Source organism: Stutzerimonas sp. NM35, assembly GCF_054604355.1.
In genome coordinates this window covers 3395303-3417186 of record NZ_CM137728.1, presented here as the reverse complement: position 1 = coordinate 3417186, position 21884 = coordinate 3395303, and the positions used below count along the sequence as shown (strand labels likewise).

Below are 21884 nucleotides of genomic sequence, written 5' to 3'. Positions count from 1 at the left end.
GTAAACCTGTTTCTTTAGGGCAGTCTGGACGGTGTCGTTGAGAGGGTAGCGGGTGGATTTTCACGTTCTGCGATCAGCATCAGATTGCGTGGGGTCAGTTGGGTGGGACAGAAGGTGCCGAGGCGTACCCTGTAGCCATTTTCACTGAGCAGAAGGGCGCGATCCAGCAGGAGCCAAAGCTCCAGCGGGCGGCGGAACAGGCCGCGTAGCAGTTCCAGGTTACGGACTTCGGCGAGGCGCTGCCAGCCGCGCTGTTCCAGTTCGGCCCAGTGCTCGGTCTGGGGGGCAGGGATGCCCTTGAGTGCGGCGAGGTCGCGGCAGTATTGCTCGAAGCTTTTCTTCAGCCAGGCGCTGGGCAGTGAGGGGGTTGGCAGGTAGTTGTCATCCCCGCGCAGTTTGCGCTGCAGCAGATCGAAGCCCAGACGCCAGGCCATGGATTGGTCGCGGTTGCGTTTTTCACGGGCGCCAGCCGTTACGGTTTCGCTCAGGGGCAGGCCGAGGTCGTCGCGCGATAGCCGTAGTGAAGATCTCTGAGCAGCACGCGACAGCGGCTGGTAGCGATCGTGTTGGATGCGGTTGTAGCAGCAGGGCGCCAGCGCAAGTTGTCGACAGCCTTGGGCTATGGCCAGTTGCAGCAGGCGGACATGGAGGTCGCCGCAAGCATGCAGGGCGACCGGGGTCGAGTCTGGGCCAAGCTGTGCGACGGCGTCATCGCTCATCACATCCTGTTGTCGGTGGCTTGCGTCGATGCCCAGGCGTTGGCTGAGTTGTGCGCCGGCACCGACCAGTATCGGGTCCCATTCCAGGCAGGTCAGGCTTGCGCCGTCGCCGGCCAGCTGGCGACCCAGATGGCCTTTGCCGGCACACCAGTCGAGCCAGTGACGGGGGCGCTCGCGGAAGTCGAGCGCTGCGCTGAACGACTGGATTTGCAGCCATTTGCGTCCGGGAACGTCCGTGGCCTGGCGGGGATTGTTTGTTGGGCTTGTTTGCATGGGTAGTTCGGCCACGCTGCTCAGAGCTGTTGCCTGCCTGGCCAGTGCCTGGAAGGGGGCTGGTGCCAAAAGCGCGTCAGGATGGTTGTGCGCGGATTCAGCTGCCTCCAGCGGGCGCGCGCGCAGCCATGCGGCCAGTTCTGGATGATCGGTTTCCCAAGGCAGTCGGCTATGGGTAAAGGGGCGTGGTTGCCACAGTGTCTGATGCTGCACGAGAAACGTGTCGAGCTGCTGAAAGCGTTCAGCGAGCTGCGCATGGCTGGTGGGGCTGGGCATCGATAAATCCGCGAGGATGGCTGAACAGCGAGACGCCTGTCGAAACAGGCGTCTGCGCGTAGCTATTTACCGTAAACCTGTTCGGGTAGCCAGGTGACCAGACCAGGGAACAGATAAGCGACCACCAGTAGCAGGAGCTGGATCAGGATGAAGGGTATCACTCCCTTGTAGATAGTGCTGGTAGGCACCGATTTTGGCGTCACGCCGCGCAGGTAGAAGAGGGCGAAACCGAAAGGTGGCGTGAGAAACGACGTCTGCAGATTCAGCGCGATCATGACGCCGAGCCATACCGGGTCCAGGCCCATTGCCAGCAACACCGGGCCAACGATCGGCACGACTACGAAGGTGATCTCGATGAAGTCCAGGATGAAGCCCAGCAGGAAGATCACCAGCATGACCAGGAAGAAGGCGCCGAGCACGCCGCCTGGCAGTTGGGCGAACACGTCCTCGATCAGCGCTTCGCCGCCGAAACCACGAAACACCAGCGAGAACAGAGAGGCGCCGATCAGGATCAGGAACACCATGGCGGTGATTTCGGTTGTGCCGTACGCCACGCTGCGCAGCTGGGTGAAGTTGAGTTTGCCCTTGTAAAAGGCCAGCAGCATCGCGCCCAGTGCACCCAGCGCGGCGGCCTCCGTAGGCGTGGCGTAACCGGCGAGGATCGAGCCGAGGACGGCGCTGATCAGCAACAGTGGTGGCACCAGAGCGTAAACCAGCTTGCCCCATTCGATGGGGCCGAGTTCCTCCTGGGGCAGCGCCGGCAGTTTCTTTGGCTGCAGCACCGCGATCACGATGATGTAGAGGATGTACAGGCCGACCAGCAGCAGGCCTGGAAGCAGCGCGCCGACGAAAAGATCGCCGACCGATACGGTCTTCGGTGAGAAGATGCCCATCTTCAGCTGCGCCTGCTGGTAGGCGCTGGACATCACGTCACCCAGCAGAACCAGCACGATGGAGGGCGGAATGATCTGGCCCAGCGTGCCGGTGGCCGCCAGGGTGCCAGTGGAAATTGCCGGGTCGTAACCTCGGCGCAGCATGGTCGGCAGGGCCAGCAGGCCCATGGTGACCACCGTGGCTCCCACGATGCCGGTGCTGGCCGCGAGCAGCGCGCCGACCACGCAGACGGAAATCGCCAGGCCGCCGCGCAGGGTGCCGAACAGGCGCGACATGGATTCGAGCAGGTCTTCGGCGACCCGGCTTTTTTCCAGCATCACGCCCATGAATACGAACAGCGGCACGGCCAGCATCGTCTGGTTGTTCATGATGCCGAACAGCCGGTTCGGCAGGGCGCTGAGGTAGCTGCCGTCGAAGGTGCCGGTGAGTACGCCGACACCGGCAAACAGCAGTGAGACGCCACCTAGGGTGAAGGCCACCGGGTAGCCGGCCATCAACGCCAGGCAGATGCAGGCGAACAGCAGAATTGCCATCAACTCAGCCATGCTTCACCTCCGGCTCCGAGATCGGCAGGCGACCAGCGACGAGGTAGGCGGCCTTGATGATTTCAGCGATGCCTTGCAACGCCAGACTGACCACCAGAACCAGGATGATGCTCTTTTGCAGGTAGACGAATTTCAGGCCCCCGGATTCGCTGGACGCTTCCAGCGTCGACCAGGAGTTGCTGACGTAATCCCAGCTGGCCCAGCTAAGAAACAGGCAAACGGGAAGCAGGAACAGCAGTGTGCCCAACACCTCGACCAGCGCCTGATAGCGCGGGCTGAAGCGCTGGTAGAAGATATCGACGCGCACATGGCCGTTGCGCTGCAGCGTCCAGGCGGCGGCGCCCATGAAGACCAGTGCGTGGGCATAGAGGACCGCTTCCTGAAGCGCGGTGGCGCCGATGCCGAAGCCGTAGCGCAGGAGCACGACCACGGCGGTGCCGAGCACCAGGAACAGGGTCAACCAGGCGCAGGCTTGGCCGAAACGAGCGTTTAGGGTATCGATCAGGCGTGCTAAAGCAAGCAGGGGAGGGGCATGTTTCGACATCGTAGGTCCTTTGTTGTTATTGCCCTGAGCAGCTCGCGATTCTAGGCGCCTGCCAGACGGCATCGCAACTGACAGCACTCGGAAAATAGTCTGAAGACCTGATTGTGGACTTGAGTGATGCATGGCCCTGTGTTAGCTAGAGTGAACTGGGTGCAGGGTTCCGGCATCCGGTTCATTACAACAACAATAGGGAGTCACCCATGAAACGACGTCAAATTCTGGCCGCAGCCGGTGTGGGGCTGGCCGCTACGGCCCTGGCCGGTTGCAACAAGGAGGCCGAGACCGCCGGCAAGTCTGAAGCCAGCGCCGCGGCAGAGAAATTCAACTGGAAGATGGTGACCTCCTGGCCGAAGAATTTCCCCGGCGTGGGCGTTGGTGCCGAGCGTTTTGCCAGGCTGGTCAACGAGATGAGTGCCGGTCGCCTGACGGTCAAGGTGTATGCCGCCGGCGAGCTGGTTCCGGCGCTGGAAGTCTTCGATGCCGTATCCCGTGGCACCGCCGAGATGGGCCACGGCGCACCCTACTACTGGAAAGGCAAGGTGCCTGCGGCGCAGTTCTTCTGTGCCTTGCCGTTCGGTCCCAATGCCCAGGAAATGAACGCCTGGCTGCATCGTGGTGGCGGTATGGAGCTGTGGGAGGAGGTCTACAAGCCGTTTGGCGTGTTGCCGATGGCCTGTGGCGCTTCCGGTGTGCAGACGGCGGGCTGGTTCAATAAGGAAATAAATTCGGTCGAGGATTTCCGCGGCCTGAAGATGCGCACACCCGGCCTGGGCGGCGAGGTGCTGACCAAGATGGGCGGCACTGTGGTGAACATGCCGGCGGGTGAGATCTTCACTGCGCTGCAGACAGGTGCCATCGATGCCACCGAATGGATCGGGCCTTACAACGACATGGCGCTGGGGCTGCACAAGGCGGCAAAGTATTACTACACGCCGGGCTGGCAGGAGCCGAACGTCACCTTCGAGCTGGATGTGAATCTCAAGGCCTGGGAAACGCTACCGGATGATCTCAAGGCCATCGTTCGTGCTGCCGCGCGGGACGTCAACGGCGACATGCTCGACGATTACAACGCCAAGAACATGGAGGCTCTGGAGCAGTTGCGTGAGCAGGGCGTTGAAGTACGCCGCCTGCCTGACGAAGTGCTGGCGCGCCTGAAGGAAGTCGCCGCCGAAGTGGTCGATGCCTCCGCTGCCGCCGATCCGGTTGCGAGCAAGGTGTGGGAGCAGCAGAGCGCTTATCTCCAGCGTCTCTATGAATATGCCGAGTTGAACGAGAAAGACATCTACAACATCCGCGGCTGATCGTTTGGCGGGATGCATTGAAGAAAACGCCGCCACGGTTTTCAACCGGTGGTGGCGTTTTTTATCGGGGCTTCAAAGCCAGCCTACGCCAGGTTGGCAGTCAGGCTGATCTGGGCGTTGAGGACCTTGGAGACCGGACAGCCTTCCTTCGCCTGGTTGGCGATCTGCTGGAACTGCGCTTCATCGATACCGGGAATCTGGGCGTCGAGAGTCAGGGCGATGGCGGTGATGCTGAAACCTTCGCCGTCCTTGTCCAGGGTGACTTCGGCACGAGTGGCGATGCGTTCGGCGGTGAAACCGGCCTGGCCGAGCATCAGCGACAGCGCCATCGAGAAGCAGCCGGCATGGGCGGCGCCGATCAATTCCTCGGGATTGGTGCCGGGCGCATCCTCGAAACGGGTGTTGAAGCCGTATGGATTGTCCTTCAGCGCGCCGCTCTCGGTGCTGATGGTGCCCTTGCCGCTTTTCAGGTCGCCCTGCCAGACGGCGGATGCGGTTTTTTTCATGGTTCCTCCGGTTTTTTGAATAGTCGATTGTTCAGGGCCAGCCCTGAGCGGACCTGGCTATTTTCAGACTGCTAGCGCTGTTCGGCGGCAAGAAGTGCGCGGGCCAGCTCCAGGTCGCTGGCCTGCAGTTGCGGCTGCTCGCTGCGCAATTGCACCAGCATGGCTTCGAGATAGGGGCCGCGAATGGCGCCGTCACTGGCGACGAAGCTGCCGGCATCTTCGCGGACGTTCGCTACCAATTTGTTGTCCTTGAAGGTCAGATAGGTCGAGCCGGTAGTCGCGCCGGAAGAGAGGATCTGGCGGACGAAGCTGCCGTCCGCCATTGCCATGCCAAAGGGTATGCAGCTCATCGCAAGAGCAGCCAGAAGTGTTGTGCGCATGATGGTGTCTCCGTCTGATCTCCTTCAGAGACTGCCAAGCGACTGGCGGAGTTCCTCCGCGCGTTATCCGTTGCGCCCGATCAGTTGACGAACCCTGGCGCCGAGGGTGTCGATGCTGAAGGGTTTGCTGAGCATGTCCATGCCCGGCGCAAGAAATTCGTCGCGAACTCCGGCGTCGGGTGCGTATCCGGTGATGAACAGTACCTTGAGTTGCGGGCGAAGCTGGCGGGCGATTTCCGCCAGCTGCCGGCCATTGATACCGGGCAGGCCGATGTCGCTGAGCAGCAGGTCGATACGCTGATCGCCTTGCAGATAAGGCAGGGCGGTCGTGCCATCCAGCGCTTCGAGCACCCGATAACCGAGTTCCTCCAGCACTTCGATCACCAGCATGCGCACCGCGACCTCGTCCTCCACCACCAGCACGGTTTCTCCGATGCACGCGCCCTGTGTCTCCAGGGCGGGCCTGTCCTGCACTTCCGGCGCTTCTACCTGCGCCTGGTTGCGCGGCAGGAACAGGGTGATCAGCGTACCCTGGCCAGGGGTGCTGTCGATGCGCACATGCCCGCCGGTCTGCTTGACGAAGCCGTAAACCATCGACAATCCGAGACCGGTGCCCTGGCCGATGGGCTTGGTGGTGAAGAACGGGTCGAAGGCCTTGGCGATCACCTCCGCCGGCATGCCGCAGCCATTGTCGGCCACGCTGAGGGTGATGTAATCACCCGGTTCGAGGTGGTCATGCTGGGTGTCGTCGATCTGCACGCAGCCGGTCTGGATGATCAGCCTGCCGCCTTCGCTCATGGCATCACGGGCGTTGATCACCAGGTTGAGCAGGGCGTTTTCCAGCTGGTGGGCATCGGTATAGGCCAGCCAGGGGTCCGCCTGTAGGCGCGTTTCGAAGGTGATGTGCTCGGCCATGGTACGGCGCAGCATGTCTTCCATCGACAGCACCAGCCGGTTGACGTCCACCGGCTTGGGGTCCAGCGACTGGCGGCGGGCGAAGGCCAGCAGGCGATGGGTCAGTGCCGCGGCGCGATTGGCCGAGGTGGTGGCTGCATCGACATAGCGGTCGAGGTCGTTCACCCGACCGCTGGCGACCCGCCGCTGGATCAGTTCCAGCGCCCCCAGCACGCCGCTCAGCATGTTGTTGAAGTCATGGGCCAGGCCGCCGGTGAGCTGGCCGATGGCTTCCATTTTCTGCGCATGGCGCAGGGTTTCCTCGGCGCGCTCGCGTTCGCCCATTTCCAGATGCAGCAGATGGTTGATCTCCGCCAGTTCGCGGGTGCGTTCGGCGACGCGGCGTTCGAGATTGTCGTTGAGCTCGCGCAACGCTTCCTCGGCGGTGACCTGGGCGGTGATGTCGGTGTTGGTGCCGAACCAGTGCGTGACCTGGCCGAAGTCATCGCGGATGGGCAGCGCGCGCGACAGGAACCAGCGGTACTGGCCATCCTTGCCGCGCAACGGAAAGGTTTCCTCCCAGATCGAGCCGATGGCCACGGCTCGCCTCATCGAGGCGCTGACCCGTTCGTGGTGGTCGGGGTGGTTCACCGCACGCCAGCTCAGGGCGCGCATGGCTTCGTAGGTCGTGCCGGTGTAGTCGTACCAGCGTTTGTTGTACCAGTAGATGTGCCCGGTCGGGTCGGCCATCCAGGCGAACTGGCTCATGTTGTCGGCCAGTGTGCGGAACTGTTCTTCACTGGCGCGCAGGGCGCGCTCGGCACGGATGCGCTCGTCGGCGGTCCAGGCGCGGTCCGCCACTTCGCGGATGAAGGAAATGTCCTCTTCGGCCCACTGGCGCGGGCGGTCCTGCAGCAGGATCAGGGCGGCGCTCAGGCGACCCTGCTCCTGCAGCGGCACACAGACCAGGCTCTGGATGTGTCGCAGCCGCAGGGCTGCAGCCTGCGCGGCGGTGCGGGTGTCGTGCTGCACGTCTTCGACCACGACCAGTTCATCGTTCTGCAGGTCGTAGATGAAGTCGCCGTAATCGGCGAAGCACATGCGTTCGCCATGATCGCCCAGGGCGCCGCCGCTCCAGTAGCGTTCGACGGTGGCGTAATGGCCGCCGGGGTTGATGCTCAGAAAAGCGGCGCGGGTAACGCTCAGGGTCGTCCCCAGCGTCTGTACGACGGCAGTGATGATGGTGACGCTGTCAGGCTGCCCACGCAGCAGATCGCCCAGCTCCATGAGAAGCGTCTGGCGCTGCTCGGTGAGCTTTCTTTCCCGGATCTGCTCTTCGAGCAGGGTATTCATGCGCAGCAGCTTCAATGCAGCGTTGCGTTCGGCGGTGATTTCCCGCGCGGTTCCGAGCAGGCGGATCTTGCCGTCAGGGCCTTGCAGGCGGCGGCCCCGGTTGGTCAGCCAGCGGAACTGGTCGCTGGCGGCGTCGTAAACCCGATAGTCGAGGTTGAGCTCGCCGTCACCCTGGCCCTCCAGAGCGCTGCGAAAGGCGCCGAGCAAGGCCTGGCGGTCATCGTCGTGAACCCTGGCAAGGAACTCCTTGACGCTCAGCTCCGGCTCGTCGGCGGCGATCCCGGCGAGCGCCTTGAGTTGGGTGTCCCAATGCAGGACATTCTGTTCGAGGTCATATTCCCAGACGCCGATGGAGGCGATTTCATTAGCCAGGCTGACCTGCTGTTCGGCTTCCAGCAGGGCCTGGCTCGCCCTGTCCACGACGTTGCGAATGTGCGCGCAGCCCTCTGTTCTGTTGACCCGAAATTGGCCTCGGCGCAGCTCCAGCAAGGCCATGACCTGCCGTGCCAGTGTCTGCAATTGCGCCAGCTGTTGCTCGGAAAGCGGTCGAGGTACGGCATCCAGCACGCACAATGCGCCGAGCGGCAGCCCCTGCGGGGTATGCAGCAGCGCAGCGGCATAAAAGCCGGACAGGCGCTCGCTCTGCGGATCGGTGGCAAGGTTTTCGATGACCAGTGCCGGCGCGTGCACCATCGCCCTGGCACAGAGTGCAGCGGCGCAGGCTCGGCTGTGATCGTCGAGATTGAGCGAGGCCTTGATCCACTGGCGCTCGTCGTCGAGAAAGATGATGGCGGCGCTGGTTGTGCCGCACAACTGCGCAGCCAGCGATACCAGATCATCGAATACCGCTTCGTCGGGCATCTCGAAAATGCCGTAGTCGGCTAACGCTGCCCGTCGCTCAGTTTCGTCCCGGCCTTTGACTTGATTTTCGTTGTTCAAGATTTCTGCTCGTCTGTCCATGTCGGCAAAATCATTGTTGTCTCCAGGCATGCCTGCGCCGGTGCGCAAGATACTCGGGCTGGACTTTGTAACAAGTAGACCTCGGTCTACGGGCAATCTGCCAGAGCCGCCGGTCTGTTCATTGGCTGGCTTGATCGGCGGCCCGCAGTGCGGCAAGCAGGCTGCGGTCATGCTGGTAGATATCGGGGCGATAGTGCGGCTGGCCGGTACTGTCGGCTTCGGCAGTCCAGTAAGCAAGCAGTATCGGCATGGGTTTGGTCAGTCGAAGTTCGTAGGTCTTGCCTGTTTCAAGGAGCCGCTCGAAGCGCTCGTACTCGCTGTCAGCCAGCAGCAGGTCGATCAGTTGCATCACCGATTCGACCCGGACGCAGCCAGAGCTGAAGGCCCGCTGCGAACGGTCAAACAGGCCCTGGCTCGGTGTGTCGTGCAGATAGATCGAGTAGGGGTTGGCAAAACGGATCGCCACCCGTCCGAGCGGATTGCTCGGCCCGGCTGCCTGGCGCAGAAGAATATTGCCGGGGTTGGTCCAGTCGATCAGTTGCGGGTCGAGTGGATTGCCCTGGTGATCTAGGGCCTGCAGGTTCTGCTGGATGAGGTAATCGGGGTTTTCCCGAATCTTCGGCAGCATGTCTTCGCGCAGAATGGTTGGCGGTATGGTCCAGGTCGGGTTCAGCGTAAGGCGGGTAACGCTGGATTTGATGGCCGGCGTTTGTCGGCTGCTGCGACCGACCTGGGCGCGGGTTTCCCACAACGGCTGGCCCTGATGAAAGTGGACGACCCGTCCGCCTGCAATGTCCACCAGCAGCGACTGGGGCTCTATATCACGTGAAAACCAGCGAAAGCGCTCAAGGTTCACCCGTAGCTGGTCCAGTCGCTCCTCCGGCGTGACATTCAGCGCGGCCAGGGTTTCGGCGCCCAGAACGCCGTCATCCTGCAAGCCGTGATGGTGCTGGAAAGCCTTGAGCGCCGCCTCGTCGGAGGCGTTGTAACGGTTGTCCGTATCGTCCGGGGAGGCAGCCGCCGGCAGATAGCCGTCGTCGCTCAGGCGCTGACGCAGCAGCGGCAGGCGCGGGTCCGACATGCCGGGGCGCAAGGCCTTGCCGGACGGGATAGGCGGGTGCTCGGGTTGTTCGGCGCTGCGTAGCTGCGCATAGGCCTTGCGCAGGTTGCGGTACTGCTCCAGCGACGGGCGCGCCTTGGCGAAGGCCAGCCGGGGCGTTGGCAGCGCCTGCGCCGCGATCTGCAGCAGGTGCTCGTCATGCTGTCTTCGTGCGGGGGAGTCGGGGCTGCGCCAGATCGGCTCGTGGCGCGCCTGTGGCAAGCGGCCCTGGGCCAGATGCTGCAGCGCCAGAAGATAGCCGTGGCTGGCGAGCAGGTCGCCGCACTCGCGCTGCAACGGCTCGGCGGTTGCGGTCTGCATCGCCTGGCGAATGGCCTCGGGGTGATAGGTCGCAGGTTCCAGGCCGTCGTCGGCCAGCGCCTCGAGTTGGGCCAGCAATTCGTCGAGTTGCGCATAGGTGGTCCATAAGCGCTCGAACTGCGTGCGGCCATACAGCGCAGACAGTCGCGCGCGCGACTGCTGATCGATATCGGCCAGCGGTTTGCCGCAGGCCTGGGGAAGCATCTGCAGCGCGTCGTGCATGGGGCCGGGCGACTCGCTGCCCGCTTCGGCGCACGCCAGCAGGGGCGTGAGCAAAAGCGGAGCGAATAGACGAAATGCATGTTTTTTGTACAAGGCTTCACTCCAGGCTAACCCGTCGACTGCTAGACTTCGCCGCTGAACCGGCTGCGGCACTGGGAAAACCAGGCCCACTCAGGTCACTACAACATGTTCTGTCAGAGGGGGGTTTTGCCCATGTCTGACTTGTTTCGCTATTAGATGGCGATTATAGGCGCCGGCCAGGCGGGAAACCGCAGCATTGGCGCCGGATGAGGTATCAAGCACATGATGGTCATGCTTCGGCGCCTGTGCCTTGCCGCCGGTTTGCTGGTGTCGGCACCGCTGGCCTGGGCCGCTCCTTCCTATCAGCCGCTGCTGGATGATCTGTCGCGAGTAGCGCCCGCTCTGGACACACGGGTCCTGACCCATGCCGTAGCGGCCATGCAGTGTGCCGTAAACAACGGCGCCAGCCCTGCGCAACGGCTGGCGGTGATTGATTTCTCACTGCCGTCCTCTGAGCGGCGGCTGTGGATCTTCGACCTCCAACGCAAGCGATTGTTGCTCGAAGATTTCGTCGCCCACGGGCAGAAATCCGGCGAAAACCACGCCACGCGCTTTTCCAATGTCCTCGGCAGTCACCAGTCGAGCATCGGTCTGTTCCGTACGGCTGAGAGCTACAGCGGCAAGCACGGCTATTCACTGCGCATGGACGGGCTCGAACCCGGCGTGAACGACCTGGCCCGCGAACGGGCTATCGTCATCCACCCGGCGGACTACGTAAACCCTGCCTGGATCGCCACTCAGGGCCGCATCGGTCGCAGCCAGGGTTGTCCGGCGGTGCGCCCGGAAGTGGCGCGCATGGTGGTCGATAGCCTCAAGGGCGGCCAGTTCATGTTCTCCTGGTATCCCGATCAGGACTGGCTGCAGTCCTCGGCCTACCTCAATTGCGAGCCAGCGCGCGTGGCGGGGATACTGGCGGCGCGGCAGGGATAAAAGCTGTAAAAGCCGATAAGAGCGCTTGAAGCTGGAAAGCTGGACGAAAAGGCTTGATCGGCATTGTCCCGGAGCGATTCTGTCCAGCCTCCAGCCTCCAGCCTCCAGCCTCCAGCCTCCAGCCTCCAGCCTCCAGCCTCCAGCCTCCAGCTGTAGGTCGGGTCACGCTTCTCCGACCCGACGAGCGGAGTCATGGTGGATGTAAAAAGCGACATCCACCCTACGCTCGCTTGCAGCTTGCAGCTTGCAGCTTGCAGCTTGCAGCTTGCAGCTTGCAGCTTGCAGCTTGCAGCTGCTCTATTTCTGCTCGCTCTGCGGCGTCACCCGCAGCACTTCCTCCAGCGTGGTCAGCCCCGCCGCGATCTTCTGCGCGCCGGACAGGCGCAGGCTGTGCGTGCCGTCCTTGAAGGCCTGGCGGCGCAGGGCGATGAGATCGGTATCGGCGCTGATCAGCGGCTTGATGCCGTCGTTGAGCAGCATGATCTCGTAGACCCCGGCGCGCCCGCGATAGCCGGTGTCGCGGCATTCGATGCAGCCCACCGCCTGCTGTGCGTGGGTCGGCAGCGGCGCATTCCAGGGCTTGGTCAGCGTCTGCCAGTCATCGGCATCCAGCTGCACCGGCGCCTTGCAGTGCGGGCAGAGCGTGCGCACCAGGCGCTGGGCCATCACGCCGAGCAGCGTCGCCTTGAGCAGGTAGTGCGGCACGCCCAGTTCGAGCAGGCGGGTGATGGCGCTGGGCGCGTCGTTGGTGTGCAGGGTGGAGAGCACCAGATGGCCGGTCAGCGCCGCCTGGATCGCCATCTCGGCGGTTTCCAGGTCGCGGATCTCGCCGACCATGATGATGTCCGGGTCCTGGCGCATCAGCGCGCGCACGCCGCTGGCGAAGCTCAGGTCGATGTTGTGCTGCACCTGCATCTGGTTGAAGGCGCCCTCGATCATCTCGATCGGGTCTTCGATGGTGCAGACGTTCACCTCTGGCGTGGCCAGTTGCTTGAGCGTGGTGTACAGCGTGGTGGTCTTGCCCGAGCCGGTCGGGCCGGTGACCAGGATGATGCCGTTGGGCTGGCGGGTCATGCTCTGCCAGCGGCGCAGGTCCTCGGCGGAAAAGCCCAGCTGGTCGAAGCCCTTGAGCAGCACTTCGGGGTCGAAGATGCGCATCACCATCTTCTCGCCGAAGGCGGTCGGCAGCGTCGACAGGCGCAGCTCCACCTCGCCGCCATCCGGCGTCTTGGTCTTGACCCGGCCATCCTGCGGTTTGCGCTTCTCGGCGACGTTCATCCGGCCCAGGCTCTTCAACCGGCTGACCACCGCCATGGTCACCTGCGGCGGGAACTGGTAGACGTTGTGCAGCACGCCATCGATGCGAAAGCGCACCGTGCCCTGTTCGCGGCGCGGCTCGATGTGGATGTCGCTGGCGCGCTGGTCGAAGGCGTACTGGAACAGCCAGTCGACGATGTTGACGATGTGCGAGTCGTTGGCGTCGGGCTCCTGGTCGCTGGCGCCCAGGTTGAGCAGTTGCTCGAAGTTGCCGGTGCCGCTGACCTTCTGGTCCGTGGCGGTGGCGCCGCTGACCGACTTGGCCAGCCGGTAGAACTCCACGGTGAAGCGCTGCAATTCCACCGGGTTGGCCACCACGCGCCTGATCGGGCGCTTGAGCACGTGGGTGAGGTTGGCTTCCCAGCTCTTCACGAAGGGCTGGGCGCTGGCGATGGTCACCGCCGAGCTGTCCACTGCCACGGCGAGGATCTTGTGGCGTTGGGCGAAGGCGTAGGACATCAGCGGGGTGATGGCCGCGACGTTGATCTTCAGCGGGTCGATGCGCAGGTAGGGCTGCCCGGCCTGCTCGGCGAGCCAGAGGGTGAGGGTTTCCAGGTCGAGCTTCTTGCCGGGTCGCGCCAGGTCATCGAGCTGCTGCGCGGCGAGGAATTCCAGCGGATGCTGCTGGCTGGCCGCCGTGCCGCGGCGCAGGGCCAGGCACTGCTCGGCGGCTTCCTGCAGGAGTCGGCCCTGGGCCACCAGATCGCGCAACAGGTCGTTGAGGTCGAGGAAACGGTCGGCAACGGACGGGGCGAACGCGGGCATGAAGGCTCCTGGGAAAGACCGATAAAAGCGCTTGAGACGGGCACTGTAGGGCCGAATTTATTCGGCTACGGATTGGTAAAAGGCCGAACAAGTCCGGCCCTACAATTCCAGCCTTGAAAGCTTACTTGGTCAGCATCTTCCAGGCCTTGAGCGTCCACACAGTACGGGCCTGTTCGATGCGGGCATCGAGCGTTTCGTCGCTCAACGGCTGCTGCGCCAGTTCGTAAAGCTTGACCAGCTCGCCATACAGGCGGTCGGTCTCCGGCACTTCCAGCACGTTGCGCGCCAGGCGCAGCCAGACCAGCAGGCGCTCCATGCGCGGGCGCTGCTCGGCGAGGTCTTCCGGTTGTTGCTGGTAGCGCAGCAGCTGCAATGCCAGCGCCTCTTCAGCCAATTGGCGTGGCAGCCACTTGCCCAGTTCGGCGGCACCCTGGCGCTCGCCGCGCGTGTTGCGCCCGATGGTCCAGCCGCGTTGCCATAGCCAGAGCGAGGCCTTCAGCGAGAACAGGCCCCAGCGTGGCTGATCCAGTTCGGTGGCGAATTCGCCGGGTGCGCTCTGGCGGACAACCTCATCGTCCCGACCGGCTTCGATGCGTGGACGCCAGTCGTCGATCAGTGCATCGAGCAGTTCGCGCAGTTCCCGGCTGCTGGCGCGCGGCGCGGCCTGGCCGAGGCTGCCGAGCAGGGCGCGCAGGTCAACCAGTTGCTGCAGCCACTGGTCGAGCAGTTTCCAGTGGCCCTTGAAGCGGTACTGCTCGGCCAGCCGTTGGCTGTTGCCCAACAGGTGCCAGGCCAGCGCGGCGAAGGCGTCGTCCAGCGGCATGGTGGCATCAAGTGTTGGTGTCGGCAGGCTCAGCGAATAGCTGTCGGCATCGTGCAGGCGATAGCCGCGCTCGGCCTTGCTGATGTCGCAGGGCATCAGCGCCAGTTCGGCGGCCAGTTCGGCGGCCAGTTCCAGCAGCGCTTCGGGCTCGCCCTGGCGCAGCTCCAGCTCCAGCTCGCAGATTTCCTCGCTCTGCTTGCCGACCACGACCTTGCCCAGGTCCAGCGCGGCTTCGATGACGACCTTGGCCTTGCCACGACCCCAGGCGATCTCGGCCTTTTCGCGAACGAAATCGGTGGTGAAGATCGGCTTGAGGGCTTTCTTGTCCAGTCCGGCGAGTGCCGCCGGCCAGCAATCGTCGGTGAGTTTCTTCGGGTCCAGCTTGGCCTTGTCCAGGTACCAGTCCCACTCGTTGCGCTCGGACAGGCCGGCCACGCTCTGGCCGCGACTTTTCAGCGTCTGGATGAATTGCTCGCCGTCACGGCGCAGGCGCAGCGCGACTTTCGCCTGAGCCAATTCGTGCTCGGGCGTGTCGTAATACTGATTGAACAGTTCGTGGCGCTGCCAGCCGCTCTTGTTGCGTTTCTTCAGCAGCGGGTGGTCGCGCAAGGCCGCGAGGGTTTCGCGACTGGCGCGCAGTTTGATTTCGGTTTCTTTCTGCATGATGCCGACCGGTGCCTATACCAAGTTTGTATTACCGCTTGATGGCATACGGTAGCAGGCGCGATGGCCTGTCCGTATACTTGCCGCCTTCTGAAGCCGGGGTATTCCCTATGCCAATCAATCCATTCGTCAGCCTGTTCGGACGTTCGCCAATCGGCCCCATGCAGCAGCATATGGCCAAATCCCATGAATGTGCCGCCAACCTGGTGCCGTTGTTTCAGGCGATCACGGCAGAAGATTGGGAGCGGGTCGAGCAGATCCAGAAAGAGATGGCCCAGCTGGAAAGCGAGGCTGACAAGCTCAAGAAGAATGTTCGCCAGCACCTGCCCAAGAGCCTGTTCCTGCCGGTGCCGCGCTCCGATCTGCTGGAGCTGCTGAGTGTACAGGACAAGATCGCCAACCGCGCCAAGGACATTGCCGGCCTGATGCTGGGCCGCTGCATGACTGTTCCTGTGCCGCTGCAGCCGCAGATGCTGGCCTTCGTCCAGCGCAGCGTCGACGCCAGCTGCCAGGCACTCAAGGCGCTCAAGGAACTGGATTCGCTGCTCGAAACCGGCTTCAGCGGTCGCGAGGCCACGCTGGTGGAGAGCATGGTCGAGGAGCTCGAAGAGATCGAGCGCGAAACCGACCGCATGCAGATCACGGTTCGCCGTGCGCTGTTCAAGCTGGAAAAGGAATTGCCACCGGTAGACGTCATGTTCCTCTACAAGATCATCGAATGGATCGGTGACGTGGCCGACCGCGCCGAGCGTGTCGGTAACCGTCTGGAACAACTGCTGGCGCGTTGAGCGCCAGCGTCTTTTCTGGGTTCAACAGGTAAATCTTTATGTCTCTTGTTACGGATTACGGCCTCGTACTCCTTATTCTCGCCTGCGCGTTCGGTTTTTTCATGGCCTGGGGCGTCGGTGCCAACGACGTGGCCAATGCCATGGGCACCTCGGTGGGTTCGCGTGCGCTGACCATCAAGCAGGCGATCCTGATCGCCATGGTCTTCGAGTTCTGCGGCGCCTATCTGGCCGGCGGACAGGTCACTGAGACCATCAAGAATGGCATCGTCGATGCCGAGCTGATCCCGCCGGATCTCTTCATTCTGGGCATGATGTCCTCGCTGCTGGCGGCCGGCACCTGGCTGTTCATCGCTTCGCTGCGGGGCTGGCCGGTCTCCACCACCCATTCCATCGTGGGCGCGGTAATCGGTTTCGCGGCGGTGGGCATCTCGGCCGATGCGGTGCATTGGGGGGCCATCGGGCCGATCGTCGCCAGCTGGGTGGTGACGCCTTTCATGTCCGGGGTGATCGCCTTCGGCCTGTTCATGAGCGTGCAGGCGCTGATCATCAATACCGACAATCCGTTCCAGAACGCCAAGCGTTTCGTGCCGGTATACATGTTCCTGACCGGCTTCATGGTTTCGCTCATGACCTTCACCAAGGGCCTCAAGCATGTCGGCATCGACCTGGCCACCTCGCAGAGCCTGCTGCTCTCGGTGGCGATGGGCGTGCTGGTGGCGCTGCTCGGCATGGCTTTGCTGAGCCGGATCAAGGTGGATGAGGAGGCCGATCGGGCATTCCATTTCGCCAGCGTGGAAAAGGTCTTCGCCGTGCTGATGATCTTCACTGCCTGCGCCATGGCCTTCGCCCACGGCGCCAACGACGTGGCCAATGCCGTCGGTCCGCTGGCAGCGGTGGTGGGCGCGATCCAGGCCGGTGGTGACATGACCATTGGCGCCAAGTCCGCCGTACCGGGCTGGGTACTGTTGCTGGGTGCGGTCGGTATCGTGATCGGCCTGGCCACTTATGGCTACAAGGTGATCGCCACCATCGGTCGTGAAATCACCGAGCTGACCCCGAGCCGCGGCTTCGCCGCCGAGCTGGCTACGGCCACCACGGTCGTGACCGCATCGGCCATGGGGCTGCCAATCTCCACCACCCATACCCTGGTCGGTGCGGTACTGGGCATCGGTATCGCGCGTGGCATCGGCGCACTGAACCTGGGGGTGATCGGCAAGATCTTCACCTCCTGGCTGGTCACGCTGCCGGTCGGCGCGGGCCTGTCGATCGTCTTCTTCCTGATTTTCCAGGCCATCTTCGTCTGATAGCCGGCCAGGCCCGTACCACAGCGCCCCGTCCAGTCGACGGGGCGTTTTGCTTGTGAGGCTCCATTGCGGGCCGATTCGTGTTTCACTGCCGGCATTGCCCGATGAATCACGGAGGTAGCTGGTGGCCCTTCCCCCGCTCAAGCAGCGTTTCGCCGAACTCATTGCCGCGCCCTCGGTCAGCTGTACCCAGGCGCATTGGGACCAGAGCAACCGTCCGGTGATCGAACGGCTCGCCGCCTGGCTGGGCGAGCTCGGGTTTGCCTGCGAAACCCAGGAAGTGGCGCCCGGCAAGTTCAACCTGCTGGCCAGTCGTGGCAGTGGCCCCGGTGGGTTGGTGCTGGCCGGGCACAGTGACACCGTGCCCTTCGATGCCGGGATGTGGACGTCCGACCCGCTGCGCTTGCGCGAAGACGACGACCGTTGGTATGGCCTCGGCAGTTGCGACATGAAGGGCTTCTTCGCGCTGGTCATCGAAGCGGTCTTGCCGCTGCTCGATCAGCCCTTCAAACAGCCGCTGCTGATTCTTGCCACCTGCGACGAGGAAAGCTCCATGTCCGGTGCCCGCGCGCTGGCCGAGGCAGGCAGGCCGCTGGGCCGTGCCGCGGTGATCGGCGAGCCCACCGGCTTGCGCCCCGTGCGGCTGCACAAGGGCATCATGATGGAAGGCATCAGTATTCAGGGGCAGAGCGGCCATTCCTCCAACCCGGCCTACGGCCATAGCGCGCTTGAGGCCATGCACGCGGTTATGGGCGAGCTGCTGACACTGCGCCGGCAATGGCAGCAGGAGTACGACAATCCGCTGTTCGACGTGCCGCAGCCGACGCTCAACCTCGGCTGCATCCATGGCGGCGACAACCCCAACCGCATCTGCGGCCAGTGCGCGCTGGAGTTCGACCTGCGCCCGCTGCCCGGCATGGACCCCGAGCAACTGCGCGCAGCCATGCGCCAGCGTCTGCAACCGCTGGCCGAGCAGCATCAGGTGACGATCGAACTGGCGCCGCTGTTTCCCAGCGTGCCGCCCTTCGAGCAGGCGGCGGGCGGTGAGCTGGTCACCCTTGCCGAACGCCTGACCGGCCATCAGGCCGAAGCAGTGGCGTTCGCCACCGAAGCGCCTTATCTTCAGCAACTCGGCTGCGAGACGCTGGTGCTCGGTCCCGGTGACATCGCCTGCGCCCACCAGCCGGACGAATACCTGGATCTCGACAGGATCGAACCTACCGTGAGGCTGCTGCGCGCCATGATCGATCACTACTGCCTGCAGCCGGCCAGCCGAGGATAGGAGCAGATTTCGCCAATCGAATCTGCTCCATGCCTGCTCTCCCGACCCGGCTACCGGACCTCAAGCTGTCACCTGAAGGCTTCTGCAACATGCACGACTATGTCACCTGGCTTCGCGACTCCTCGCCCTACATCAACTCGCACCGTGAGCGGACCTTCGTGGTCATGCTGCCGGGCGATGGCCTGGAGCACCCCAACTTCGCCAATATCGTTCACGACCTGGTGCTGCTGCACAGCCTCGGCGTGCGCCTGGTGCTGGCGTTCGGCTCGCGTCCGCAGATCGAGGCGCGACTGGCTGCTCGTGGCATCGAGCCGCGCGTCCATCAGGGCCTGCGCATCACTGATTCCGCCGCGCTGGAATGCGTAATCGATGCGGTCGGGCATATGCGTATCGCCCTTGAAGCACGGCTGTCGATGGACATGGCCGCTTCGCCCATGCAGGGCGCGCGGCTGCGCGTGGCCAGCGGCAATTTCGTCACCGCACGGCCTATCGGTGTGGTCGAGGGGGTCGATTACCAGCACACCGGCGAGGTGCGGCGTATCGACCGCAAGGGCATTGGCCGTCTGCTGGACGAGCGCACCATCGTGCTGCTCTCGCCACTGGGCTACTCGCCCACCGGGGAAATTTTCAACCTGGCCTGCGAAGACGTCGCTACCCGCGCGGCCATCGATCTGCAGGCCGACAAACTGGTGCTCTACGGCGCCGAGCGTGGTTTGCTGGACGAAGCCGGTCGTCTGGTACGCGAACTGCGTCCGCCGCAGATTCCCGCCCACGTGGCGCGGTTGGGCAGCGATTACCAGGCCGAACTGCTGGACGCTGCCGCGCAGGCCTGTCGTGGCGGCGTGCGGCGCAGCCACCTGGTCAGTTATGCCGATGACGGCGCGCTGCTCAACGAGCTGTTCACCCGTGATGGCGCGGGCACACTGGTGGCGCAGGAGCAGTTCGAGCAGCTGCGCGAGGCAACGATTGAGGATGTGGGTGGGCTGATCGACCTGATCACCCCACTGGAGGAACAGGGCATCCTGGTACGGCGTTCACGGGACGTGCTGGAGCGCGAGGTGGAGCAGTTCAGCATCGTCGAGCGCGACGGCCTGATCATCGCCTGCGCCGCGCTCTATCCCATTCCCGATTCGGACTGGGGCGAACTGGCCTGCCTGGCGGTCAACCCGGAATATCGCCATGGCGGTCGCGGCGACGAGCTGCTCGAACGTATCGAGGCGCGCGCGCGCAAGCTGGGCCTGAAAACCCTCTTCGTGCTCACCACCCGCACCGCCCACTGGTTCCGCGAACGCGGTTTCGAGCCCAGCGGCGTCGAACGCCTGCCGGCGGCACGGGCCTCGCTGTACAACTTCCAGCGCCAGTCGAAGGTGTTCGAGAAGAAGCTGTAAAAAGCAGCTGGAAGCCTGAAGCTGGAAGCTGGAAGTAAAAGCGAGAAGCGTGACAGCGGCGTAGCTGCGATCCCAAGCGGTGGAGGCCGTAGGGCCGAATTTATTCGGCCGATGTGGGCCATGGCCGAACAAGTTCGGCCCTACGCACTACCGCGCTCAGATGCCGATGGCCAACAGGCTTGCCTGATAGGCCGCGACGAACTGGTCGAAATCCGATTCCTGTTGGGCTTCCAGCGCGGCCTGTTCGTCGTGGGAACGTTGCGCGGCGGTTTCGAATGCGGCCTGCTCGGTAGCGCTCAGAGGCTGGCTACGGAAGTACTCGGCATGGGCCTGCGTCTGGCGCAGGGCGAACTGGCTGAAGCTTTCGCCGCTGCGTTTCAGCGCGTCGAGTACCTGCGCCGATGGGGTAAGGCTGCTGTCGGCGACCTTCGCCTGCTGTGCGGCAAGCGCCCGCGCATGCTGTTCGCCGCCCTGGCTCTGGTCCAGCAGTGCGGCGACCTGGCCGATTTCGCCCAGCAGCTCCTGCGCCCAGGCCTGCAGGCCGACCTGCTCGCCGCAGCGGCGCAGTTCGAGGCCCGGCTTGCGTCCTTCGTTGACCACCTTGAGGAAGTTGTCGCTGCTGGCGCCGCATTCGCCGGCGGCCAGGCAGGGGCTGTCTTCCAGCGCGCAGAACAGCAGGAAGGCATCGAGGAAGCGCGACTCGTCGAGGTCGATGCCCAGCGGCAGGAAGGGGTTGATGTCCAGGCAGCGTACTTCGATGTACTGGATGCCACGCGCGCGCAACGCCTGCAGTGGCCGCTCGCCGCTTTCGGTGACGCGCTTGGGGCGGATATTGGAGTAGTACTCGTTCTCGATCTGCAGCACGTTGGTGTTGAGCTGCAGCCAGTTGCCCTCGGCGTCCTTTGTGCCCATCGCGGCGTAGGCCGGGTAGGGCGTCGAAACCGCCTTGTGCAGGCTGTCGGTGTAGCTGGACAGGTTGTCGTAGCAGGGCGTCAGGCCGGCCTGGGCGTTGCTCTGGTAGCCCAGGTCGCTCATGCGCAGGCTGGTGGCCCAAGGCAGGTAGAGGGTGTCTTCATCCAGCTGTTCGAGCTGGTGCCCGCGCCCGCGCATGAAGCTCGCATCCAGCGCCGGGGAAGCGCCGAACAGGTACATCAGCAGCCAGCTGTAGCGGCGGAAGTTGCGGATCAGCGCGATATAGCGCGAGGACTGGTAGTCCTGGCGGTTGCGTTCGTCGCCATCTTCAGCCTGCAGCAGGGGCCACAGCGCCTCGGGCAGCGAGAAGTTGTAGTGGATGCCGGCGATGCACTGCATGGTCTTGCCGTAGCGCAGCGCCAGGCCCTGGCGGTAGACGTACTTGAGACGACCGATATTGGAACTGCCGTATTCGGCGATGGGAATCTGTGCCTCTTCGGGTAGCTGGCCCGGCATCGAGGGGCTCCAGAGATACTCAGCGCCCAGCTTGCTGTAGGTGTAGCGATGGATCGTATCCAGTTCGGCCAGCGTCTGTTGCGGGTCGGTTTCGGTGCCGGTGATGAACTCCAGCAGCGCTTCGGAATAATCGGTGGTGATCTTCGGGTGGGTCAGTGCCGAGCCCAGTGCCTGCGGGTGTGGCGTCAGGGCCAGCTTGCCGTGGCCGTCGATGCGCAGGCATTCGCGCTCGATCCCATGCAGGCATTGCGAGAGCAGCGAAAGGTTCGGGGGCTCGGCCAGCAATGCCAGGCGATGGGAGAGGAGGTCGCTCAACTTGTGGATTCCTTCACGCGAAAGTGAGGCCAATATGGGGTGGCGAGCGGCAAGCTTCAAGCCGCAGCGTCAAGAATAAGCACGCCGGCTTTCTCTTCTAGCCTGTGGCTTGTAGCTGCTCCTTCAGAGGCAGGCGAAGGTCGATTGTGCCTTGGCCACCAGCTTCTCGTCTTGATGAACCTCGGCTTCGAGGACCTGGGTACGCCGCCCGGCGTGCACCACCCAGGCCCGGCACTGCAGTTCGCCTTCGGTCACCGGGCGGATGTAGTTGACCTTGCATTCCAGGGTCACGCTGTTCGGCAGGCCGCCGTTGAGGCTGTGGCTGGCCTGGCCCATGGCGGTGTCGATCAGCGAGAACAGCGCGCCGCCGTGCAGCTTGCCGTGCAGGTTGCGCAGGCCGTCGTGCATGCTCAGGCCCAGTAGCGCCTCGCCGTTCCCGACCTTGTGGATCTTCAGGCCGAGCAGGCGCCCGAAGGCGCTGGAGTTGCCCACCGCCTCGGCTTGAATGCTCAT

At 63.7% G+C, this 21884-nt stretch carries 17 protein-coding genes; 6 read left to right on the top strand and 11 right to left on the bottom strand.

What is annotated here, in order from left to right; translation table 11 throughout:
• Positions 1 to 14: 14 nt before the first annotated feature.
• From ACYCFC_RS15750 to ACYCFC_RS15740, 3 genes are all read right to left on the bottom strand, one after another.
• A complete protein-coding gene (locus ACYCFC_RS15750) occupies positions 15 to 1268 on the bottom strand; it encodes a methyltransferase (protein WP_459652183.1) in 1254 nt (417 codons plus the stop codon).
• A 62-nt stretch (positions 1269 to 1330) separates the two neighbouring features.
• A complete protein-coding gene (locus tag ACYCFC_RS15745; protein ID WP_459652182.1) occupies positions 1331 to 2707 on the bottom strand; it encodes a TRAP transporter large permease in 1377 nt (458 codons plus the stop codon).
• Entirely contained in the window at positions 2700 to 3251 is a 552-nt protein-coding gene (locus ACYCFC_RS15740; protein ID WP_459652181.1) for a TRAP transporter small permease subunit, read from the bottom strand. The genes ACYCFC_RS15745 and ACYCFC_RS15740 overlap by 8 nt, the downstream gene beginning before the upstream one ends.
• 200 nt (positions 3252 to 3451) lie before the next feature.
• On the opposite strand from ACYCFC_RS15740, the gene ACYCFC_RS15735 reads away from it, so the two are divergent.
• Positions 3452 to 4552: a TRAP transporter substrate-binding protein gene (locus ACYCFC_RS15735; RefSeq protein ID WP_181082588.1), complete on the top strand. Its 1101-nt coding sequence runs from the start codon at positions 3452 to 3454 to the stop codon at positions 4550 to 4552.
• Between the two features lie 83 nt (positions 4553 to 4635).
• Here ACYCFC_RS15735 and ACYCFC_RS15730 read toward each other — a convergent pair whose 3' ends face one another.
• From ACYCFC_RS15730 to ACYCFC_RS15715, 4 genes are all read right to left on the bottom strand, one after another.
• Positions 4636 to 5058, bottom strand: coding sequence for an OsmC family protein (locus tag ACYCFC_RS15730; RefSeq protein WP_181082587.1), 423 nt, complete (start codon positions 5056 to 5058; stop codon positions 4636 to 4638).
• 71 nt (positions 5059 to 5129) lie between these two features.
• A complete protein-coding gene (locus ACYCFC_RS15725) occupies positions 5130 to 5438 on the bottom strand; it encodes a DUF2388 domain-containing protein (RefSeq protein WP_181082586.1) in 309 nt (102 codons plus the stop codon).
• Between the two features lie 63 nt (positions 5439 to 5501).
• Positions 5502 to 8546, bottom strand: coding sequence for a PAS domain-containing protein (locus ACYCFC_RS15720; protein WP_459654012.1), 3045 nt, complete (start codon positions 8544 to 8546; stop codon positions 5502 to 5504).
• A gap of 217 nt (positions 8547 to 8763) precedes the next feature.
• On the bottom strand, positions 8764 to 10380 hold the full coding sequence (locus tag ACYCFC_RS15715; RefSeq protein ID WP_459652180.1) for a L,D-transpeptidase family protein: 1617 nt from the start codon (positions 10378 to 10380) through the stop codon (positions 8764 to 8766).
• 210 nt (positions 10381 to 10590) lie between these two features.
• Here ACYCFC_RS15715 and ACYCFC_RS15710 point away from each other — a divergent pair, with 210 nt between their 5' ends.
• Entirely contained in the window at positions 10591 to 11298 is a 708-nt protein-coding gene (locus ACYCFC_RS15710) for a murein L,D-transpeptidase catalytic domain family protein (protein WP_459652179.1), read from the top strand.
• A 297-nt stretch (positions 11299 to 11595) separates the two neighbouring features.
• On the opposite strand, the gene ACYCFC_RS15705 is transcribed toward ACYCFC_RS15710, so the two are convergent.
• Together ACYCFC_RS15705 and ACYCFC_RS15700 are read right to left on the bottom strand one after the other, a co-directional pair.
• Positions 11596 to 13380 (bottom strand): GspE/PulE family protein, encoded by a 1785-nt coding sequence (locus ACYCFC_RS15705; RefSeq protein WP_459652178.1) that lies wholly within the window; start codon positions 13378 to 13380, stop codon positions 11596 to 11598.
• A 121-nt stretch (positions 13381 to 13501) separates the two neighbouring features.
• Positions 13502 to 14866, bottom strand: a complete 1365-nt coding sequence (locus ACYCFC_RS15700) for a CYTH domain-containing protein (protein WP_459652177.1) — start codon at positions 14864 to 14866, stop codon at positions 13502 to 13504.
• A gap of 110 nt (positions 14867 to 14976) precedes the next feature.
• Between ACYCFC_RS15700 and ACYCFC_RS15695 the strand changes: the two genes are divergently transcribed.
• The 4 genes from ACYCFC_RS15695 to argA all read left to right on the top strand — a co-directional run bounded on the left by ACYCFC_RS15695 (position 14977) and on the right by argA (position 19628).
• The gene (locus ACYCFC_RS15695; protein WP_181082580.1) at positions 14977 to 15654 is read left to right on the top strand and encodes a TIGR00153 family protein; all 678 of its coding nucleotides are present in this window, start codon (positions 14977 to 14979) and stop codon (positions 15652 to 15654) included.
• Between the two features lie 38 nt (positions 15655 to 15692).
• Complete coding sequence (locus tag ACYCFC_RS15690) at positions 15693 to 16958, top strand: inorganic phosphate transporter (protein ID WP_459652176.1); 1266 nt, start codon at positions 15693 to 15695, stop codon at positions 16956 to 16958.
• Positions 16959 to 17082: 124 nt separating this feature from the next.
• Positions 17083 to 18240 (top strand): acetylornithine deacetylase, encoded by a 1158-nt coding sequence (argE, locus tag ACYCFC_RS15685; RefSeq protein WP_459652175.1) that lies wholly within the window; start codon positions 17083 to 17085, stop codon positions 18238 to 18240.
• 89 nt (positions 18241 to 18329) lie between these two features.
• Positions 18330 to 19628 (top strand): amino-acid N-acetyltransferase, encoded by a 1299-nt coding sequence (gene argA, locus ACYCFC_RS15680; protein WP_459654011.1) that lies wholly within the window; start codon positions 18330 to 18332, stop codon positions 19626 to 19628.
• Between the two features lie 156 nt (positions 19629 to 19784).
• Here argA and gshA read toward each other — a convergent pair whose 3' ends face one another.
• A complete protein-coding gene (gene gshA, locus ACYCFC_RS15675; RefSeq protein ID WP_459652174.1) occupies positions 19785 to 21371 on the bottom strand; it encodes a glutamate--cysteine ligase in 1587 nt (528 codons plus the stop codon).
• A gap of 123 nt (positions 21372 to 21494) precedes the next feature.
• The gene (locus ACYCFC_RS15670) at positions 21495 to 21884 is read right to left on the bottom strand and encodes a PaaI family thioesterase (protein WP_181082576.1); all 390 of its coding nucleotides are present in this window, start codon (positions 21882 to 21884) and stop codon (positions 21495 to 21497) included.